Here is a 17,371-nt window from a genome sequence, read left to right on the forward strand (position 1 = left end):
AATGGTCTTCACAGTATATATAGTGAATTTCATTAAATAAAAGACTTCAAAGAACGTTTTTAGATTTTTTCTATGATTAACACTTTAATTTTATCCCACCCAACCTCTTTTTACCGTCAGTTCTAATTTTAATAACATCCTCTCCGTTAACCTCACTACTCCTAGTCCCGTAAGTTGAAAATAGGTCTTTTTCTAGATCGTATTCAGTAAAGATTCCAACTTCGTTCAACCTTCTGTCAGCATCTTCAAGTGACGTGAATTCGCTCAAGACCTTAGCAATAGGTGAAGTTTCTATCACGACTTTAGGGTCTAAGAAGAACATAATCGAGGAAACGGGAGTTACATATACTCTTCGAGCCCCGTCTCTGATCTTAACTTCACCAAAGAGTCCCTTAAACGCCTGATAAGGAATTCTAGACGCCTCTGTTCGAACCTCCTTAAGCACTTTTTCAAGTTCTTTCGCCGTCTCCTCGTCAATACCTTTACTATCCTTTAATCCACCTAGAGACGCTATTTCAGCGATCCTCTTGAGAATATAGTCATGCTCTAGCTCACCGTCACTACCTGCACCGATTGTTGCTAACAGAGACCTTGTTCTCAATTTCCCTAACACGTTTAACATCATGAAGTCTATTAACGGACTACCTAATGTCTCTTCACACCCCTTAGCTAAGACATCTCCCCCAGCGTCAACTCCTAAAACAAAGTCGATTTTCATAGATTGAAGGAAATCGTTAATACCTGATACTATTTCCCTCAGCCCTTCCTTAATACATATCGCATAGCCTTTCTGCATATTAACAGCTCTCATTAGCCTGACGATTTGTGGTGTTACTAATTTACCCAACCTGATTGCATAAGAGTTTTGGTTTAGTTCCCTTATTATATCATTTATCTTTACAGTGTTTTCGAAGTCACATATAGGCCCCGGTACGGGGTCTTCCACATATCTTTCCCAAGTCACTGCTCCTATAATAGTGTCATATCCTTTTGATCTCAAGTAAAGAGCAGCAACATATGCTGATACTACGTCCCCTCCTCCGCCCAGTCCAAAAACGAATGCTCTCATCGAATCATATTTAACCATTATGTCATTTTATACTTGAGGTTAAGTAATAAGAAGTACTCAAAGTAATAGGTTAGGTTAACGCGTATTATCTGATCTGATACTTTAAACAATATCACGGGTAAGAATGTCATTAGTGTTCGTAAATGAGCGATGTAATTGATAACTTAAGCTCGTATATAACTAATAATGAATATTCACAAACAGTCGACGTGAACTTAAGAATAGGAGAAGCATTATCTCATATACTTGCAGCTGCATCTATTGTAGAAGAACTAGAAGGTGAAAGTGAAGAAGTAAAAGAGACTGTAAGAAGGTATGTAGACGCTTGGGTGTCCTTTTTAGTCCCAATAGACTATTCCCCTGGAATGGCGGAAATAGTTGGGAGTAAAATAAATAAGAAACTAACTAAAATCTTCCCTGAAATAACGGAGGATGAGTTAGGAGAGACCTTGGACATAGTGATCGAAGCTAAGAGGGAGTTGAGTAACGGAAACCTCCCAGTATTTTACAAGGAAGTAGAAGTAAGGATTGAAAGGGTATTAAGGGTCTTGGGTATTGACCTCAGTGAAATTAAAAAATTCTTGGAAGGAGATATAACTAAGCAGCAGCTCAGGTTGATATCAATATTCGCAATAGCTATCGCAATAGCTAGTGTGTGGGATTCTAAATGGATAGCGGGCTATCAATAACGGCTGAAAAACTAGTTGAGGTTACGGCAAGATATGCTAGTAAAATAAACGTTAAAGATGAGGAGATAGAAAAGCTTGTAGGTCTTTCTTCAAAAGTCATAGCAAAGAGAGTATCACAGAAAGTGGCCTTTTGGCTTGTAGACCATAAAGAGACTTTGTTATACTGTAAACTGTGCGGTAAAGGTCCCTTTACTAAGAAGGGGTTATACTTGCACCTCACCAGGCTTCACAAAGAAGAGATAAAAGGAATGCTAATGGAAGAACTAAAAAATGAAATTAGAACTCTTATATAGAAGACAAAGCTTTGTCAAGGTCTTCTATTAAGTCATCTACGTCTTCTATTCCTACCGAAAGTCTTAACATTGTGTCAGTTATGCCTACTAGTTTTCTCTCTTCTGGTGACAACGTACGATGTGACATCGTAGCTGGGTGGGAAATAGTAGAATTTACTCCACCTAGTGTCTGGGCAGCTAAAATCACGTTAAACTTATTCATTAACCTGATAGAGTCTTCCATAGTACCCTTAACGTCAAAGCTTACAACTCCACCGAATCCCTTTAATACCTTTCTTGCTATCTCATAATCTGGATGTGTTTTTAAACCCGGATAATATACCGTCCTCACCTTAGGATGCTCCGTCAGGAACTCCGCTATCTTAAGTGAGTTTGAGTTAATTACGTCCATTCTTATCTTCAAAGTCTTCATCCCTCTTATTACTAGGTATGCTGCATGTGGGTCTAAAGACGTGCCTAATGTCCTCCTTATTAAGTCTATTTTAGTCATATAATCTTTCTTACCAGCAGCTAAGCCTGCTATCACATCATTATGACCGGCGATAAACTTAGAGGCACTGTGAAGGACTATATCAGCTCCCTGAACAATAGGTTTTTGGTTTATCGGAGTGGCAAATGTGGAGTCGACTATTAATAAACTATTGTTTTCTCTACAAACCTTAGACAACGTTACTACGTCTACTACACGCAAAATTGGGTTGGATATGTTTTCTACGAAAACAATATCGTACTTATCGCTAGCTGCGGCTTCAATGATTTTCCCTGGGTTTGCTGCATCTACTTTGACTCCCCAGCTCTTAAGGAAATCATTGAAAAATCTGTAAGTCCTACCGAACATATCTCTATGAATCAGGACTTTGCTACCCGGTTTAACGAGGGTTAGTAAAGTCGAGGAAATAGCTCCCATGCCTGAAGAAAAAGCTACCCCCATTTCCGCCTCTTCTAAATCCGCGATCATCTCGGCTAACTTAAGGACGGTCGGGTTTACTTCCCTACTGTATCTATACTTTTCACCGATTGGATAGGCATAAGACGAAGTCTGATAGATGGGCGTAGTTATAGCTCCGGTCTCTTGATCTATTCCCTCTTTAGTGACCTTAGTTCCGTCTCTCAACCCAAGCACCTCTTGCTATTTTTGCATCTTTAAAGTTACATTCATAACCATACGACTCACAAATTTTAAGTCCTCTCTTTATAATTTCATCCCTTTCAGATTTTTCATCAACGAATACAGCTATAGTCGGTCCAGCTCCGCTAACACATGCACCTATTGCATTATACTTTACCACTTCTTCTTTTAACTTCCAGTAATACGGGAAGAGGGATTCCCTAGACCTTTCTACAATATCGTCGTTAAGACCTAATCTAACTAAATCCCTATCCCCTTTTATGAGTCCCAAGATTAAAGAAGAGAGATACCTAGAGTTCTTAACAAGTTTTTGGAGCTCGATCTGTTTAGGTACCATTTCCCTTGCTCTCTTAGTCTTTGCCTCTATCGTCACCTTAGGGATGAAAAGTATTAGACTGAAGTCCAGGTTTATGGGTATTTCAGACACTCTCACGGGCTCGCCGGATATAACGGCTACTACTCCGCCTACCACGCTAGCAGCTACGTTATCTGGGTGAGGCGAGCCCGAAGAAGCGATCTCACCTTGCATCGAGAACCTTACTAGATCGTCTTTGCTTAAGCCTAGGTTAAAAAGTTCGTTTCCGCCAACCACAGCTGCTGCCGCGGAAGCCCCGCTACTCCCCATCCCTAACCCTGGTGGTACACCCTTGTTTACCTTTACCTTCACTTTAGCCTTAATACCGAACTCTTCCAGCATCTTCATGAGAGCAAAACTCGCGGAGTTACGTTCCGGTTCTTTAGGTACCCCGTTGGCTTCTACTTGAACTTGAAGGGAGGACGAGGGTTGTGAGCTTATCTCAACTATATCATGAAAAGCGTCATGGGCCATAGCCAAAATGTCAAAACCAGCACCCAAATTTGCTGAGGAAGAATAGGCTTTAGCAATTACAATTTTCTCTTGCATAGGCGTAATGCTGACACATTACTAATAAAGAATTATGTTATTAAGTACTTTCTAACTTCAGTATTTCTTAAGAAAATTTTCAATTTCTCTTTAGCAACGACTTTCCCTTGGTTTAATATCGTGTGGGGTACGAATATTTTAGCCTTCCCTAAGAAGTTGAGGGCTGAAGAGGGATACCTTAGTTTTACGGCAGGATTCTCTACCAGCTTAGACATCCCGACCCAATCCCAATATCCTATCACATCTCCCTCACCGATCTCCATAATATTCCTCTCTAATGTCCTATCACCCTCACTATTATTGTTGTCTAGAAGGTCGCTTACCACAATTATATCTCCTACACCGTACTTCAATGCCTTAAGTGCAGCGAATGTGCCCAAAGGTAAACGTCTAAAAGCGGAAGGTAATTTAGCCATTAATGTAGGTTCTTCTTCGCCTATATAAATAGGGCCGGGATCAATCCTCCTCACGTAAACTTTAACCTTCCCACCTTCTTCTACCTCCTCGCCGGGGTTTAACCCAACGTAACCGTCCGCAAGGGCAAACGTGCCGATCATGTAGCTATCGAAAGGAACTGAGAGAGCATAGAAATCATTGCCTTTTTTAAATAGAAAAACCGGGACATAAGTGAACCTTTTCTTATCGGCGGTTATTCTACTCATGGCTACTGCTTCAATGGTAATCTGTACTTCAGCCTCGCTTCCGCTCATAAGTGCTAAGTATTTCTCGACTATTTGTTCGCTGATCATAATAGTTGATACTATGTTCCCCGGTAGACCGAATACAGGTTTTTCTTTTACCTTAGCTAGGATTGTAGGTTTTCCGGGTTTGAACTTTATCCCGTGAACAATTATCGTACCTTGCTCCTTAATTACCTCGTGAACGTAGTCCTTCTCTCCAGCACTAGTTCCCCCAGTCAGGATCACAGCGTCAGCTTTTTCCAACCCGCGTGAGAGTTCTTCACTTATTTTCTCCTTGTTATCAGGGACTAGCACGTTTCCTATCACCTCGTATCCAAGCATTGTCAGCCTAGAGGCTAAATAATATGTATTGGACTCGTAGATCTTTCCAGTGGTCAGCTTCTCCCCAGGTTTTACCAACTCGTCACCGGTTGCAATTATGTATATCTTTAGTTTACGGTAAACCCTCACTTTGTTTATGCCTACTGAAGAAAGTAACGCGATTTTCTCTGGGGTAATTCTTTCACCTTTTCTTAGAATTAACATGCCCTTAGGTATGTCACTACCTACCCAGCCTATGTTCTCACCGAACCTCAGTCTCTTAGCAACTTTTACCTTGTTACCGTCCCTAATAGTTTCCTCTACTTTGACTACAGCAGTGGCCCCGCTGGGAATAATTGCTCCCGTGTCGATTTCAATAGCCTCCCCGCGATTTAACTTGACTTGTTTGCCTTCACCTATACTGACTTTATCTATGACTCTGAATTCCCCTGGAGTTTCATCGGATATTATAGCATAGCCGTCTACAGTGGAACGTGAGAAAGGAGGTATGTCGAGAGGTGAGAAAACGTCCTCAGCAGATATTCTCCCTAAAGAGGACAATAAGTCTACTTCTTCAGTATCGGGAAGAGAAGGAGGTAAGGACGAAATAAACTTCTTTAACGCTTCATCTACTGTTAAAAGATTTTCTTCCTTTAAGATCGCACGCATGTAAAAAGAAATATGAAAAACCATTTATATCTTTACATGCTTATGAGGGAGGCTTTTTTCAGTTCGTTCAGAACCATTACGATAGGTTCTCTTACTTGTTCAGGAGATAAGTTTGCCTCTTGACTTATCTGATTTACGATTTGAGTTACGGTTCTGTTACCATCACACATCTCCCATACGTAATAAGCTATGGGAGCTAGCTCGTAAACTTTGTCCTCAGAGACTTTGATTATATAGCCTTCTTCGTCTTCACTCTTATCTATAAACTCGCCAATCTTTTGGGGTTTTAAGTCCTTTACTTGGTCGAAGCTAATTCCTTCTTTTTCAGGACCTAAATCACTACTCACTCTTCTTCCTCCCCTTCGTCTTCTCTCCTAGGTCTCGGTCTCCTTCCTCCAAACCTTCTTCCTCCCCTCTGAGGAGGTCTTCTGTAGTCTCCAGCTGATGGTACGTTTTCTGGTATTTGGTCTGCCTCTGGAACTCCGTCTTCTTGTGTTTCTGTTATCTGAGATTTACTTCCAGCGTTTAACTGAACTTGTCCTTTAAAAGCGGTGGTCCATGCATTATCTATCTTTACTACCGAGCCAGCCTTAACAGAACCAGCTAAGTTTCCCCATAACGTTAACTTTATCCTACCTGTTTCGTCTCCGACTATCGCTTCGCTTATAGTTCTTGTTCCGTTCTTTGTTTGTATTTGTCTTGGTTCTCCTGCTTCTATTACTCTTACGGTTAGGTTTACGTTTTCCATTCCGGGTTTTAAGTTACCTACTTTTTCTTCTCCCATACGATTCGACTCTCGAAATTTGTTAATAGTGATTTTCTCGTCGTAGTATAAAAATTTATGTGAATCGTTAATTAAGAGGAAAAACACGGACACTTGTGTTAATAACCAAGAGCAATTAAATCATATATTTAAAACAAGAAATGTAATTCATACTAATGTCAACTTTTAAGCTGAGTATCTATAATATTCATGGGATACTATTGTGAGTAATAATAACGTCAATCAGCTATTAGAATATCCTAAAAAATTCATAGAAGCACTATCTGCTCCTTTCGTAGGTAGAGAAGAGGAGGCAAAAGTAATAACTTTGGCTTTGCTCTCAAAAGAGCACGTAATACTCATAGGTGAGCCCGGAACCGCTAAATCCGCATTAGCTAGAAGAGCTGCTGATCTGCTTAATGCTAAGTTCTTCATGTATCTCCTAACTAAGTATACTGAACCTGCAGAGTTATTCGGTGCACTTGATATAAACGCATTAAAGCAGGGGATTTATAAAAGAATAACAAAAGATAGACTTCCAGAGAGCGAAATCGCGTTCTTAGATGAAATATTCAACGCGAATTCCGCAATCCTGAACGCCTTACTCTCATTGCTAAACGAGAGGGTAATATATGACGGTTACAATGTCATTAAAGTTCCCTTGAGAACTCTAATATCTGCCAGCAACAGAGTGCCTGACGAACCAGAGTTAGACGCTCTATATGACAGACTCTTGTTGAGACACTACGCAAGACCCGTAAGCGAGGACCTATGGAAAGATTTGATAAACTCCGCTTGGGACTACGAGTTTTCGGGGAAGTGGAATGTTTCCGAACCACTGATGAGTATTCAACAGTTGGACGAACTTTATACTCTGATCCCTCAAGTCGACTTGTCAGCGGTAAAAGGTAAGCTGCTGAAACTTTATGCAATCCTTGAGGAGAAAGGTATACACTTAAGCGACAGAAGAAAGGGTAAGGTATTGAAAATTGTATCGGCTCACTCAATATTGAATGGTAGAATGAAAGCACTGGAAGAAGACCTAATAGTGTTAAAGTATATAGCACCGAAGGAGTTAGACGATTTCGAGAAGGTATCAGCCCTTCTCTCTGAAGAGCTAAAGACTCCTATTAAGTATATGAAGGAATTGAACGAGATATATTCTAACGTCAAAGAGGCAAGTAAATATGTGGAAGCTGCTAACGAGTCAGACCCTAGGTTGGTTGAGTTAATAAGGAGCTTAAGGGCTACCAGAGATAGAGTATTAGCTCTAGGTAAGGAAAGCGGAGATGACAAAGTAGAGGAGTTTTCAAAAGAGGTTATAAATGAGATTGACAAATTATTGGAGAAAGTAGCTAGAAAGTTGGGGATATATCCTTGAGCGATGGGTTTTTAAGAGGAGTAGATTATGATGACCCTCTAGTTAGATATAGGGGGGAGAGGATTAGTTATACTCTGAAAAAACTTTTAGGTAGAGAAATTCAATTAGATGAAAACTTCCTAATAGATACGTTTTATCTCCACTATTTACCGATGCCGATCCCTAAGACCAAGGGTGAAGTATCAAAGGAAAAGGAGATTATGTTCAATTTTATAGATATGATGCTTAACTCAGACCTTGTCTTAAGAAACAGAGAGTATTCGATAGCTAATTCCGCAGTAAGCATGGCACTATCTGTGAGTTACGTTCAGAATTTGATCGAGGAGCTGGAGAGGATTAAGAGAACTTCCCAGTCCCAGGAAGAGAGGCAAATGGCGGAGCAAATACTGAACGGTCTTATGAAAGGTAGCGGAATGAGAGAAGGTAAAAAGAACAGTGAGACACAGCAGAATCAACAGATGGAGAAGCTGATGAAGCAAGTTCATGAGAAAGCGCTAAATAAGGCTATGGAAGACGCTGAATCTGTAAGGAGTATGCAGAGAATCGTAGGAGGAAATGGAGCTGGTACTGGTTCAATTCTTAACTTTGAAGGGGAAATACATGAAGTTCTCAGGCTTGCTAGGAATACTGAGATTAAGAAGATTCTAGAATTCTTAAGTGGTATGCCGAGGCTCGGCAGTTACACTAAGAAAAAGACTACTAGATTTTCAAGAGGTGAGCTTTATGGTTACGAGGAGGGTTCAGATCTAGAGAGGCTCGTTCCATCCGAGCTAGCTTACCCTGAAGAGCTATTTTACATAAAGTTGGCAGAATCCCAGTTACTACTATATCAGAAGAGGATAAAGGAAGTTTTAGGACCAATTTACTTGTTGCTTGACAAATCAGGCAGTATGGATGGGGAAAAGATAATTTGGGCTAAAGCAGTAGCACTAGCACTATACAGCAGGGCAAGGAGAGAGAACAGAGACTTTTACATAAGGTTCTTCGACAATATACCTTATCCCTTAATAAAGGTCATAAGGAACGCTAAAAGTAAGGACATAATAAAGATGATAGAGTATATAGGTAAAATAAGAGGAGGCGGAGGGACTGACATAAGCCGTTCTATAATTTCCGCGTGTGAGGACATTAAAGAAGGCCATGTTAAGGGTGTTAGTGAGATAATATTGTTAACTGACGGAGAGGATAAGATAGCGGAGACGACGGTTAGGAGGTCATTAAAAGAGGCTAATTCCACGCTGATAAGCGTAATGATCAGAGGAGACAACGCGGATTTGAGAAGGGTAGCAGATCAGTATTTGGTCGTGTATAAGTTAGATCATGATGACTTACTTAGAGTTGTAGAAGCATGAAGACGGAGGTCTCAGTATCATTCACCGCTAATGCGGCGTCAACTGAGCATGGCGTCGCCTATATTACAATCTAAGAAAAAGTATAAAAATGTTGAGAGACCCGAACTCTGACTAATGTGATGAGGAAGTTTTTACTGAAGAAAGGTATGACTGTAAATATTTCAAGTCTTCTTCTAAGTTTTTCTCATTTTCTTCTTTTATCCACATCAGACCGCCTGCAGCGTCTACGATTTCTCCTCTTAACTTTAGATCTATAACTCTGTCCTTCCAATTAAATACATCCTTAGAAATAATATAAACGTATAAGTCTCCTTCATTTCTTAAGTGAACTTTCCCCCAGAAATTACTGAAAGAGTACTCAAATTCCTTAGCAAACGGTGGTTTATCAGGCCTCTCACTTACTGTATACCAGCCTTTCGTAATCTTTCCTCCTAGTTTAGTGAAAACGTTAATAATAGCTTCCTCATCCATTAAATAACACCCTTACTCTTTAATATTTCGGTAGCGTATTTACCTATCCCTAACTCTTCGGGTGAAAATCCGAAAGCTAGCCCCAGTAATTGCGTGACATAAATCGCAGGCATCGTCCAATTCACGTTAAATTCACTCATTATTCTAGTTTGTAGCGAGTCTAATTGTAAGTGGCAGAGGCTACAAGGATGAACCAATATGTCCGCTTGTTGATCCTTGGCACTTTTGAGTACATTAAAAGCGAGCTTAATCCCAACTTTAGGATTGCTACCCATTAGAGGAAATCCACAACAAGCCTTGTTCATAGGGAATGGAACTGGGGTAGCACCAGTAGCAGCTATCAAGTCTTCCATACTATGAGGTTTAAATGCGGGTTCAAAACCCATGATTTCCTCTGGTCTTAGCATTTGGCAACCATAGTAAGATGCTACCTTCAATCCAGTTAAAGGTCTCTTTACCCTTTCCTTGATTTTCTCAATTCCTACGTCTCTTACTAATACCCACACTATGTGTTCTGCAGTTGCTTTACCCTGATAACTTATCGAGGTTCCCTTCATTCTCTTTTCTGCTTCTTTTCTCAATTCCTTATTCTCTTTATACTTAAACGTAGCTAATCTGTGACTGTGTAAGCATACGCTACACGGTGTGACCATTTTAGTATGGCCCATCTTCTCGACTATGGATAAGTTCCTGAGATTTAAGGCAATGTGACCTATTTCGTCATATTCGTCTAAGAAGCCTCCCCCGCAGCAGTTCCAGTCTTTGACTTCCTCTAACTTGAGACCAAGAGTCTCAAAGACCTTCCTAGTAGCTATATCTACATCTTTCGAAAGTCCGTGAGATGCACAGCCAGGGTAATAGGCGTAGGACATTTTACTCACCTCTTAATATCTTTCTTACTTCAGTTATATTCTCTACGGGTTTCTCTTTAATAAGAGCATACTTTAATTTACCGCTCTGTAGCAAGAATATCATATCCCTTAAGGATCCGATGAGGCCGTAAGTACTTAGGTAAACTTTTGCTTCCTCAATTTTTCCGCTTTCGAAGATTGAATTGAACACTGCTTCTGTGTGTTTTTCTCCGGTCTCTATAACCGGTGTTTTCACCTTAGCTATCTTCGTATAAGCCCTAGTCTTCTTTATCGCAGTAACAGGCTCAACATCTCTCGGACACACGTTATAACACATGTAACAATAAGTGCATCTCCATGCACTATCTAGTAATATTTTCTCCCTTTCTTCAGTAATTGTATCCCTCGGATCTGCCAAAAATCTGAATCCCTTTGCGTGAGCTGCAGGGCCCAAGAATTCTGGGTCGTTTCTAACACTCGGGCAAGAAGATACGCATAGCCCACACCATATGCACTGTGCAAACTTCCACAACATCCTCTGGTCTTCGGGCTTCAACCTGTGCTCAGCTTCTCCTTTTAAAACTTGCTCGTTTGGATAAAGTCTCGGCTTTACTTTATACATTCTCTGGTAAAAGTCATCTAAATCTACTATCAGATCCTTTATCGGTCTGAAGTAGTCCATTGGCTCTATAGTGATTACGTTACTTTCATACTTCTTTACCATATCTAAGACTAGGGTCTTACACGCTAGCCTCGGCTCCCCGTTTATTTTCATCCCGCAGCTACCGCATACAGCCATGTGGCATGCCGCTCTGTAAGCTAGGGTCGGGTCTTGTTCAGTTTTTATCCTTCTCAAGGCTTCAGTGAACTGTGTAAACCTATCTACTTTCAACTTATACTCCTGCCACCAGTTACCTTTTTCTGGGGAAAACCTCTTTACTTTTATTATTACTTCCGCTTCTTCGTTCTGTAAGGACATGACCATCACCTTTTATTTAGTATACTCTTTCCTCAGGTTTCCACTTGGTAATTTTAACGGGCTTATAGGTTATCTCTACTGTGTTCCCCCTCAAATATGCAATTGTGTGTTTTAGCCAGTTCTCATCATCCCTCTTCGGATAATCTAATCTGTAATGGGCACCTCTAGATTCCTTTCTGTTAAGTGCGGTTGAAGCTAAAACTAACGCTAAGTCCAGCATGTTCTTCATCTCTAACGCGTTGTAGAACTCAGTGTTGTAAATGTTCGACTTATCCAATACGTAAGTGTCTTTTGCCATTTCTCTTAGCTTTAGTATTTCAGATACCGCGTTTTTCATCCTATCCTCATTCCTGAACACACCTACGTCCTCCCACATGACCTCCCTTAATTTATTGACTACTTCTCCGAAGTGAACTCCACTCTCTCTCTTGACAACGTCGTAAGCTGTCTGTTCCGCTTTTTCAGCCTCTTTATCTATATCTGATGATGGCTCAGTATAAGACTTAAGGAACTCAACTACTGCTCTTCCAGTTTCCCTACCGAAAACCAAAGTCTCCAGCAGGGAGTTGGAACCTAGCCTATTAGCACCGTGCACAGAAACACATGCGGCTTCGCCAGCAGCAAATAGACCTATTATGTCAGGGTTTCTACCTTCAATGTTTACATCTATACCTCCCATATAATAGTGCTGAGCCGGTCTTACCGGTATCATCTCTTTGGTAGCGTCAATTCCAGCGAAGGCTTTTGCAGCTTCATATGCCAAGGCAAGTCTTTCCTTAATGTAATCTTCACCTAAGTGTGTTAAGTCAAGACCTACATATCCACCAGGGAACCCTCTACCTTCCTTAACTTCGGTAAGGATAGCCCTAGAGGCTATATCCCTAGGGGCTAGATCGAGTTTCTTAGGGGCGTATCTAGCCATGAACCTCTCTCCTTTGTTGTTTCTGAGGATTCCTCCCTCGCCCCTCGCTGCCTCGCTTATGAGAATGTCTGACGGATAGAGAGCTGTGGGATGAAACTGAACGAATTCAGGGTCTTTCAACGCTACACCGGCTCTCAGAGCCATTGCATATCCGTCGCCAGTGTTGATGTAACTATTAGTGGTGTGTTTATACAGCATCCCCATGCCTCCTGAAGCAATTACTACAGCCCTAGCTTTGAAGAATACTGGAATCATATTCCTCATGTCGAAGGCAACTACTCCCCTAACCCTGCTCTCGTCCCTAACTAGCTCCCACGCAAACCACTCGAAGTAAAAGTCAACTTTTCCAAGACCTGATGTCCTCTCGTAAACAGTATGGAGAAGTGCCATTCCAGTTTTATCACCAACAAACCTGGTTCTAGGATACGTCTGCCCTCCGAAATACCTTACGGCAATTCTACCATCGGGTTGTCTATTGAATAATGTACCCCAACTTTCTAAGATCTTGACGATCTCACCTGATTTGTAAGCTAAAAGTTCTGCCGCATCTTGGTCTACAAGATAGTCTCCTCCTTTAATCGTGTCGTAAGCCATGTAATCGGGGTTGTCATTAGGGTCAGAATTTCCATCTATGTACGCGGCTATTCCTCCTTCAGCAGCTGAAGAGTGGGATCTTGTGGGGAAAACTTTTGAAATGACGGCAACACTATATCCGGCAGAAGCTATTTCATGAGAAGCCATTAATCCAGCTAAACCAGCCCCGATAACCACTACGTCATAATTAACTTTCTCCATAAGATGATTGACGTAAATTCATTTAAAAACCTTGTTCATATTAATTCTTGCAAGGTACGTACAACAAATTTAGGTTTAACATCACTATTCTCCACGTCCTTAGTGGTAGAAATGCCTGTCAAAACTAGAACAGTGTCTATACCAGCGTTGATCCCCATTTTTATGTCAGTCTCGAGTTGATCTCCTATCATGACGGCCTTGTTAAACCCTCTGTCTAATTTTGTTATCATGAAAGCTACCTCGATCATCCAAGGGTTAGGTTTACCAGCGACAAAGTCTGGTGTTCTTTTCAACGCATAGGAGATGGCATTGGCCAACGCTCCAGCACCTAGTTTAAGACCGTCTCTAGAAGGCCATAGTCTATCCATGTTAGTAACAATGAATTTAGCTCCGTTATATACTGCCCTCATCGCCGCGGAGAGTTTTTCGTATGTGCAAAGCCTGTCTAAGCCTACAACTACAGCGTCAGGTGTCTCCTCTTCTAAGTCTCTCGTGTTAAGGAGCCTAAAGCCGTGGTTTTTAAGTTCCTCTACAAGCCCTTCCTCTCCTACTACAAATACGGTCTTTATGTCGGTTTTCTCTTTCATGTAGATTGCAGCAGCAGTACCGCTAGTTATAATATGGTCGGGAGAAATTTTCAGACCTAAGGAATTGAGTTGTCTAGAAAGGAGAACTCTACTAAAACCTGAATTATTCGTTAGGAGTAATACTTTACGGTCGGAATCAATCAAATTTCTTATCGCATATATGTTAGGCCATATTGGTTCTCCTTCTCTCATCAACACTCCGTCAACGTCACTAATTATTAACTCGTAGTCATTTAAGGACATTTGTCTCAAACTCTTTAACTTTTTCGCTGACCTTAATTTTTAATTCACTTTCATTATCGCTAAAGCCAAAATACCCGAAGGGGTAGTATAATAATGCTTCACAATTCCATTTTCCGGTAAAAGCTGGGGTGATTTTAAAGTAGTATTTGCTATATCGTCCGCTGTAAACCCCTATTAGAAACACTTTTCCTCCCTTCTCGGCTATGTAAATTTCACATTCGTCGCTACTTTTCCTAAGCAATTTATCCACTCCTAAGTCGTCCTTAGACAACAACATTTTAACCCCCATATCACTGTTAAAAATGTGAATTCTGAAACTATTACGAGAAAATATTACTCGAAGATTAAAAGTTTACCAAATATTAAGGTGATTTCCGGCATATCGGTTCTTGAGAGCGCTTTAGTCTACTTACGAAGCTTAACGCTAGGAATAGAATATTTCATCTCATTAATCTTATACTTCTCAGTAATGTTAATTCTCCTGAGAGAGCTAAAAGTTACATTGTTTTTCTTAGACTTAACTGCGTTTATTTACCTCATTTTCCCCTTTTTTTCGAGAGACTTCCTCTTGTCCTTCGGCATTATTGCCCCTCTAGTCGGATACGGAAGCTTAGCTAGTAAGTCGGAAGCAAAAGCTACTTTAATTATGTTTTTGTCCACTTTTGTACCGTCTATAACTTTTGGCTTTAGGTTATACATATTAATTTATTCCCTTACAATTACGGGTATTTTCTATATTTACGTTTATTTATTGAACAGAAAGGGAGAAAAGCTTACGGGTCTCAAGTCGTTACAGATTGTAAGACCTTTCATAGAAGGGATAGTTAAAAAGGACTACGAGGCATTAGAAAAATTCCTTGACGGGCTAGGGATTAAAACTAACTTAAGGATCGGTATGTTTAGGTTTACAGATCACTTCTTTGTCCTACCGAAAATACATTTCGGGCTAAGCGGTGAAATAGGTAGTTCTAAGTTCCTTTACCACTTAGAAGAGTTGAATCCAAACAACATAGTTTTTCACGGTCCTGGTAGTCATGAGATAGATATTACAAGTAATAAGCAAACAAAGGAGGTAGCTAAATTAGTCTTTTCCGAAGAGATTAACGAGACAAACTGGAAGGATCAAACCTTTTATGGGATATACCCTTGGAGCTCTCGTTGTAATTTCAGGGGTGTTACATTATTGTTTTCAAACTCATCCCTTACATTCGTTGAGAGACCTGGCAAGGGGATAGATGACCTGCCCTTGAAACTGTGGGATTATGTGACAAAGGGTGCAGACTATATTGTTGATTGTCATAACGAGTATTTAAGTGAGGAATTACCAAGTCACTCGGATAAATGTATAATAGAAAACGTGGAGAACGTGAAAAAGTTCAGGAGATCAGCTACGTTAAAACCACTACTTGTAGCTATAAAGGAAGGTATGGTAAAGAATTGTGAAGGACTATGTAAGAATGTGGTGAGGGTGATAGTAATTTCAGATGGGGAAAAGAAAGTAGGGATAATTTACCTATATGCCAATAACTCCGATCCTTCTCTAACTAAAGCAATTAGAGAAAGAATAGGTAAGCTTGTGGACTTCCCTCTTTTAGTTACACCCGATGATCACACGTGTACCGCGTCTTCAATGAGAGATCTTTATTTACCAGCACAATATTGCAAAGAATTATTAGATCTTGCCGAAAACCTAACGAGGGAGGCAATCTCAGACCTGAAGGAGGTAAAGGTTAGTGTTAAGGAGATAGATGTAAAAGGTGTAAAAGTTTTAGGAAAAATGCTTTCGAACTTTGTAACGGCTTTAGAAGAGGTGGGAAACTACACAATAAGGACTTTTTGGATACCACTAGTTTCCCCGCTGATGTTGTCTTTGTTGCTTATACTAATTACTAATGGCGTTATTAAACTCTAGTATCGTCCTATCTACACTTTCTTTCCACTGGTTTAACATTGTAGGAGATTGAGGATAGTTAAGGTATAGTTGTTTTATCCTCTTCATGTAGTCAGCAACGGTCTTTAACTTGAACAGTAGAGAGGGTCTACCTAAAGCTGATATAACTCTCATAGCTTTATCGGCAGCTGATAAGTGCAAGTCCCCTTTCTCGCTTGCCTCAAGTAGGTCTTCCTCTTTTATGACTTTCCTCTTCATCCCGTAATCTATGTCCTCATCGGTGAGTTTTTGTAGGAACCTTCTGAATATATCTAAGCTGGCTTGTTTAGCTCCGTATTCGTTTATGTAGCATAAGTTCATGTTCCATAGACCGTTTGTAGTAAAGTCACCAGTCTCATATGCTGATAAGATAGTCCTTGCTGCACAGTACCCTGAGATCATTGCTGAGCCCTTACCACCGCCGTGAACTGGGTTAACTGTATAAGCTGAATCGCCGACTACTATAATTCCATTCCAGACCATTGAATAGAGGGGTCTTCTCGTCGGAACAAGTGCTCCTCCTTTTACTAACAACTTATTTTTGTCCACATCAGGTGCGTAAGTGTCCAAGTACTTCTTATAATACTCGTGGATACTTCCGTATCCCATACCTCCTTGAATTCCCAGTCCCACATTTACTTTGTCCTTACCCTTGGGGAAGTACCACCAATAACCTCCGGGGGAGGCTTTTTGAGTCACATAGATCCTCAAATAGTCACTATCTTCTACATCGTCTTTAGTTAATAAGACCTCTCTGTACGCGATATCTGTATCCCTTTCGTCTAAGTCCTCAGCTACTGGAAGGACTGGAGGTAGTTTGCTTCTGAAACTTCTGGAGTAACCGGTAGCTTCAACTACCACTTTAGTGTAAACCGTAACTTCTTCATTAGTTCTTCTATTGTTCAATACGGCACCTACGACAGTATCATGATCAATTATGGGTTTTACTGCGGTCGTCTGATCCCATATCTCTACTCCTTTAGCTTCTGCTTCTCTGAGTATCCTTTGGTTATAAGCCGGTGCGTTAAGCTCGAATCCTTCCCCTTTAACAGTCCAAACAGTCTCCATATCGGGGCTGTACAATTTTATACCGCTTATTTTGTTCTCCAACTCATCCCCTCTCGGATAAGGCATACCGAGCCTATCGAAGTGGGCTTTACTTACAGCATCTCCGCAGGGCTTATCTCCAATTCTGTTCCAAGTTTTACTGTCTATTAGAAGGACTTTCAGTCCGTGTCCTGCTAGGTGGTAAGCAGTACTTGCACCTGCAAAACCGCCTCCGATGATTAACACATCATATTTTAATTCCTTCAAACTATTCACGCTATTTCTCTTACTCAATT

At 40.7% G+C, this 17,371-nt stretch carries 18 protein-coding genes; 5 read left to right on the forward strand and 13 right to left on the reverse strand.

The annotated features are described in order from the left end of the window. Window positions 1–76: 76 nt before the first annotated feature. Window positions 77–1,087, reverse strand: coding sequence for a DUF1152 domain-containing protein (locus WIW89_RS13160; RefSeq protein ID WP_337721098.1), 1,011 nt, complete (start codon window positions 1,085–1,087; stop codon window positions 77–79). Between the two features lie 125 nt (window positions 1,088–1,212). Here WIW89_RS13160 and WIW89_RS13165 point away from each other — a divergent pair, with 125 nt between their 5' ends. Both WIW89_RS13165 and WIW89_RS13170 read left to right on the forward strand, forming a co-directional pair. Beyond that, window positions 1,213–1,758, forward strand: coding sequence for a hypothetical protein (locus WIW89_RS13165; RefSeq protein ID WP_337721099.1), 546 nt, complete (start codon window positions 1,213–1,215; stop codon window positions 1,756–1,758). Further along, window positions 1,737–2,051: a hypothetical protein gene (locus tag WIW89_RS13170; protein WP_337701907.1), complete on the forward strand. Its 315-nt coding sequence runs from the start codon at window positions 1,737–1,739 to the stop codon at window positions 2,049–2,051. Before WIW89_RS13165 ends, WIW89_RS13170 begins: the two co-directional genes overlap by 22 nt. Here the strand turns inward: WIW89_RS13170 and WIW89_RS13175 are convergent. Genes WIW89_RS13175 through WIW89_RS13195 form a run of 5 tightly spaced genes read right to left on the reverse strand, consistent with a single transcriptional unit; the run spans window position 2,044 to window position 6,538 of the window. After that, window positions 2,044–3,165: an aminotransferase class I/II-fold pyridoxal phosphate-dependent enzyme gene (locus tag WIW89_RS13175; RefSeq protein ID WP_337721100.1), complete on the reverse strand. Its 1,122-nt coding sequence runs from the start codon at window positions 3,163–3,165 to the stop codon at window positions 2,044–2,046. The genes WIW89_RS13170 and WIW89_RS13175 overlap by 8 nt on opposite strands. After that, window positions 3,149–4,084 (reverse strand): homoserine kinase, encoded by a 936-nt coding sequence (locus WIW89_RS13180; RefSeq protein WP_337721101.1) that lies wholly within the window; start codon window positions 4,082–4,084, stop codon window positions 3,149–3,151. The genes WIW89_RS13175 and WIW89_RS13180 overlap by 17 nt, the downstream gene beginning before the upstream one ends. A gap of 32 nt (window positions 4,085–4,116) precedes the next feature. After that, complete coding sequence (locus tag WIW89_RS13185; protein ID WP_337721102.1) at window positions 4,117–5,754, reverse strand: molybdopterin-binding protein; 1,638 nt, start codon at window positions 5,752–5,754, stop codon at window positions 4,117–4,119. 32 nt (window positions 5,755–5,786) lie between these two features. After that, window positions 5,787–6,068 carry a PqqD family protein gene (locus tag WIW89_RS13190; RefSeq protein ID WP_337708238.1) on the reverse strand — a complete coding sequence of 94 codons (282 nt, stop codon included), beginning with the start codon at window positions 6,066–6,068 and terminating at the stop codon, window positions 5,787–5,789. A 29-nt stretch (window positions 6,069–6,097) separates the two neighbouring features. Further along, the gene (locus tag WIW89_RS13195) at window positions 6,098–6,538 is read right to left on the reverse strand and encodes a single-stranded DNA-binding protein (protein WP_337701914.1); all 441 of its coding nucleotides are present in this window, start codon (window positions 6,536–6,538) and stop codon (window positions 6,098–6,100) included. A 202-nt stretch (window positions 6,539–6,740) separates the two neighbouring features. On the opposite strand from WIW89_RS13195, the gene WIW89_RS13200 reads away from it, so the two are divergent. Then, complete coding sequence (locus WIW89_RS13200) at window positions 6,741–7,898, forward strand: AAA family ATPase (protein WP_337701916.1); 1,158 nt, start codon at window positions 6,741–6,743, stop codon at window positions 7,896–7,898. Next, window positions 7,889–9,250: a vWA domain-containing protein gene (locus WIW89_RS13205; RefSeq protein ID WP_337701992.1), complete on the forward strand. Its 1,362-nt coding sequence runs from the start codon at window positions 7,889–7,891 to the stop codon at window positions 9,248–9,250. Before WIW89_RS13200 ends, WIW89_RS13205 begins: the two co-directional genes overlap by 10 nt. A gap of 111 nt (window positions 9,251–9,361) precedes the next feature. On the opposite strand, the gene WIW89_RS13210 is transcribed toward WIW89_RS13205, so the two are convergent. The 6 genes from WIW89_RS13210 to WIW89_RS13235 are packed head-to-tail and all read right to left on the reverse strand — an operon-like array spanning window position 9,362 to window position 14,375. After that, complete coding sequence (locus tag WIW89_RS13210; protein WP_337721103.1) at window positions 9,362–9,721, reverse strand: succinate dehydrogenase; 360 nt, start codon at window positions 9,719–9,721, stop codon at window positions 9,362–9,364. Continuing rightward, window positions 9,721–10,593 (reverse strand): CoB--CoM heterodisulfide reductase iron-sulfur subunit B family protein, encoded by an 873-nt coding sequence (locus WIW89_RS13215; protein ID WP_337721104.1) that lies wholly within the window; start codon window positions 10,591–10,593, stop codon window positions 9,721–9,723. The genes WIW89_RS13210 and WIW89_RS13215 overlap by 1 nt, the downstream gene beginning before the upstream one ends. A gap of 1 nt (window position 10,594) precedes the next feature. Then, window positions 10,595–11,551 (reverse strand): succinate dehydrogenase/fumarate reductase iron-sulfur subunit, encoded by a 957-nt coding sequence (locus WIW89_RS13220; RefSeq protein ID WP_337701922.1) that lies wholly within the window; start codon window positions 11,549–11,551, stop codon window positions 10,595–10,597. 16 nt (window positions 11,552–11,567) lie between these two features. Further along, the gene (locus tag WIW89_RS13225; protein WP_337721105.1) at window positions 11,568–13,268 is read right to left on the reverse strand and encodes a succinate dehydrogenase flavoprotein subunit; all 1,701 of its coding nucleotides are present in this window, start codon (window positions 13,266–13,268) and stop codon (window positions 11,568–11,570) included. Between the two features lie 35 nt (window positions 13,269–13,303). After that, window positions 13,304–14,098 carry an HAD-IIA family hydrolase gene (locus WIW89_RS13230; RefSeq protein ID WP_337721106.1) on the reverse strand — a complete coding sequence of 265 codons (795 nt, stop codon included), beginning with the start codon at window positions 14,096–14,098 and terminating at the stop codon, window positions 13,304–13,306. Beyond that, a complete protein-coding gene (locus tag WIW89_RS13235; RefSeq protein ID WP_337701928.1) occupies window positions 14,085–14,375 on the reverse strand; it encodes a hypothetical protein in 291 nt (96 codons plus the stop codon). The genes WIW89_RS13230 and WIW89_RS13235 overlap by 14 nt, the downstream gene beginning before the upstream one ends. Window positions 14,376–14,402: 27 nt before the next feature. Here WIW89_RS13235 and WIW89_RS13240 point away from each other — a divergent pair, with 27 nt between their 5' ends. After that, window positions 14,403–16,010, forward strand: a complete 1,608-nt coding sequence (locus WIW89_RS13240; protein WP_337721107.1) for a DUF2070 family protein — start codon at window positions 14,403–14,405, stop codon at window positions 16,008–16,010. On the opposite strand, the gene WIW89_RS13245 is transcribed toward WIW89_RS13240, so the two are convergent. Then, window positions 15,981–17,342 carry a digeranylgeranylglycerophospholipid reductase gene (locus tag WIW89_RS13245; RefSeq protein ID WP_337708196.1) on the reverse strand — a complete coding sequence of 454 codons (1,362 nt, stop codon included), beginning with the start codon at window positions 17,340–17,342 and terminating at the stop codon, window positions 15,981–15,983. The genes WIW89_RS13240 and WIW89_RS13245 overlap by 30 nt on opposite strands. Window positions 17,343–17,371 lie beyond the last annotated feature (29 nt).

The organism is Stygiolobus sp. CP850M, assembly GCF_037389425.1.
Lineage (GTDB): Archaea > Thermoproteota > Thermoprotei_A > Sulfolobales > Sulfolobaceae > Stygiolobus.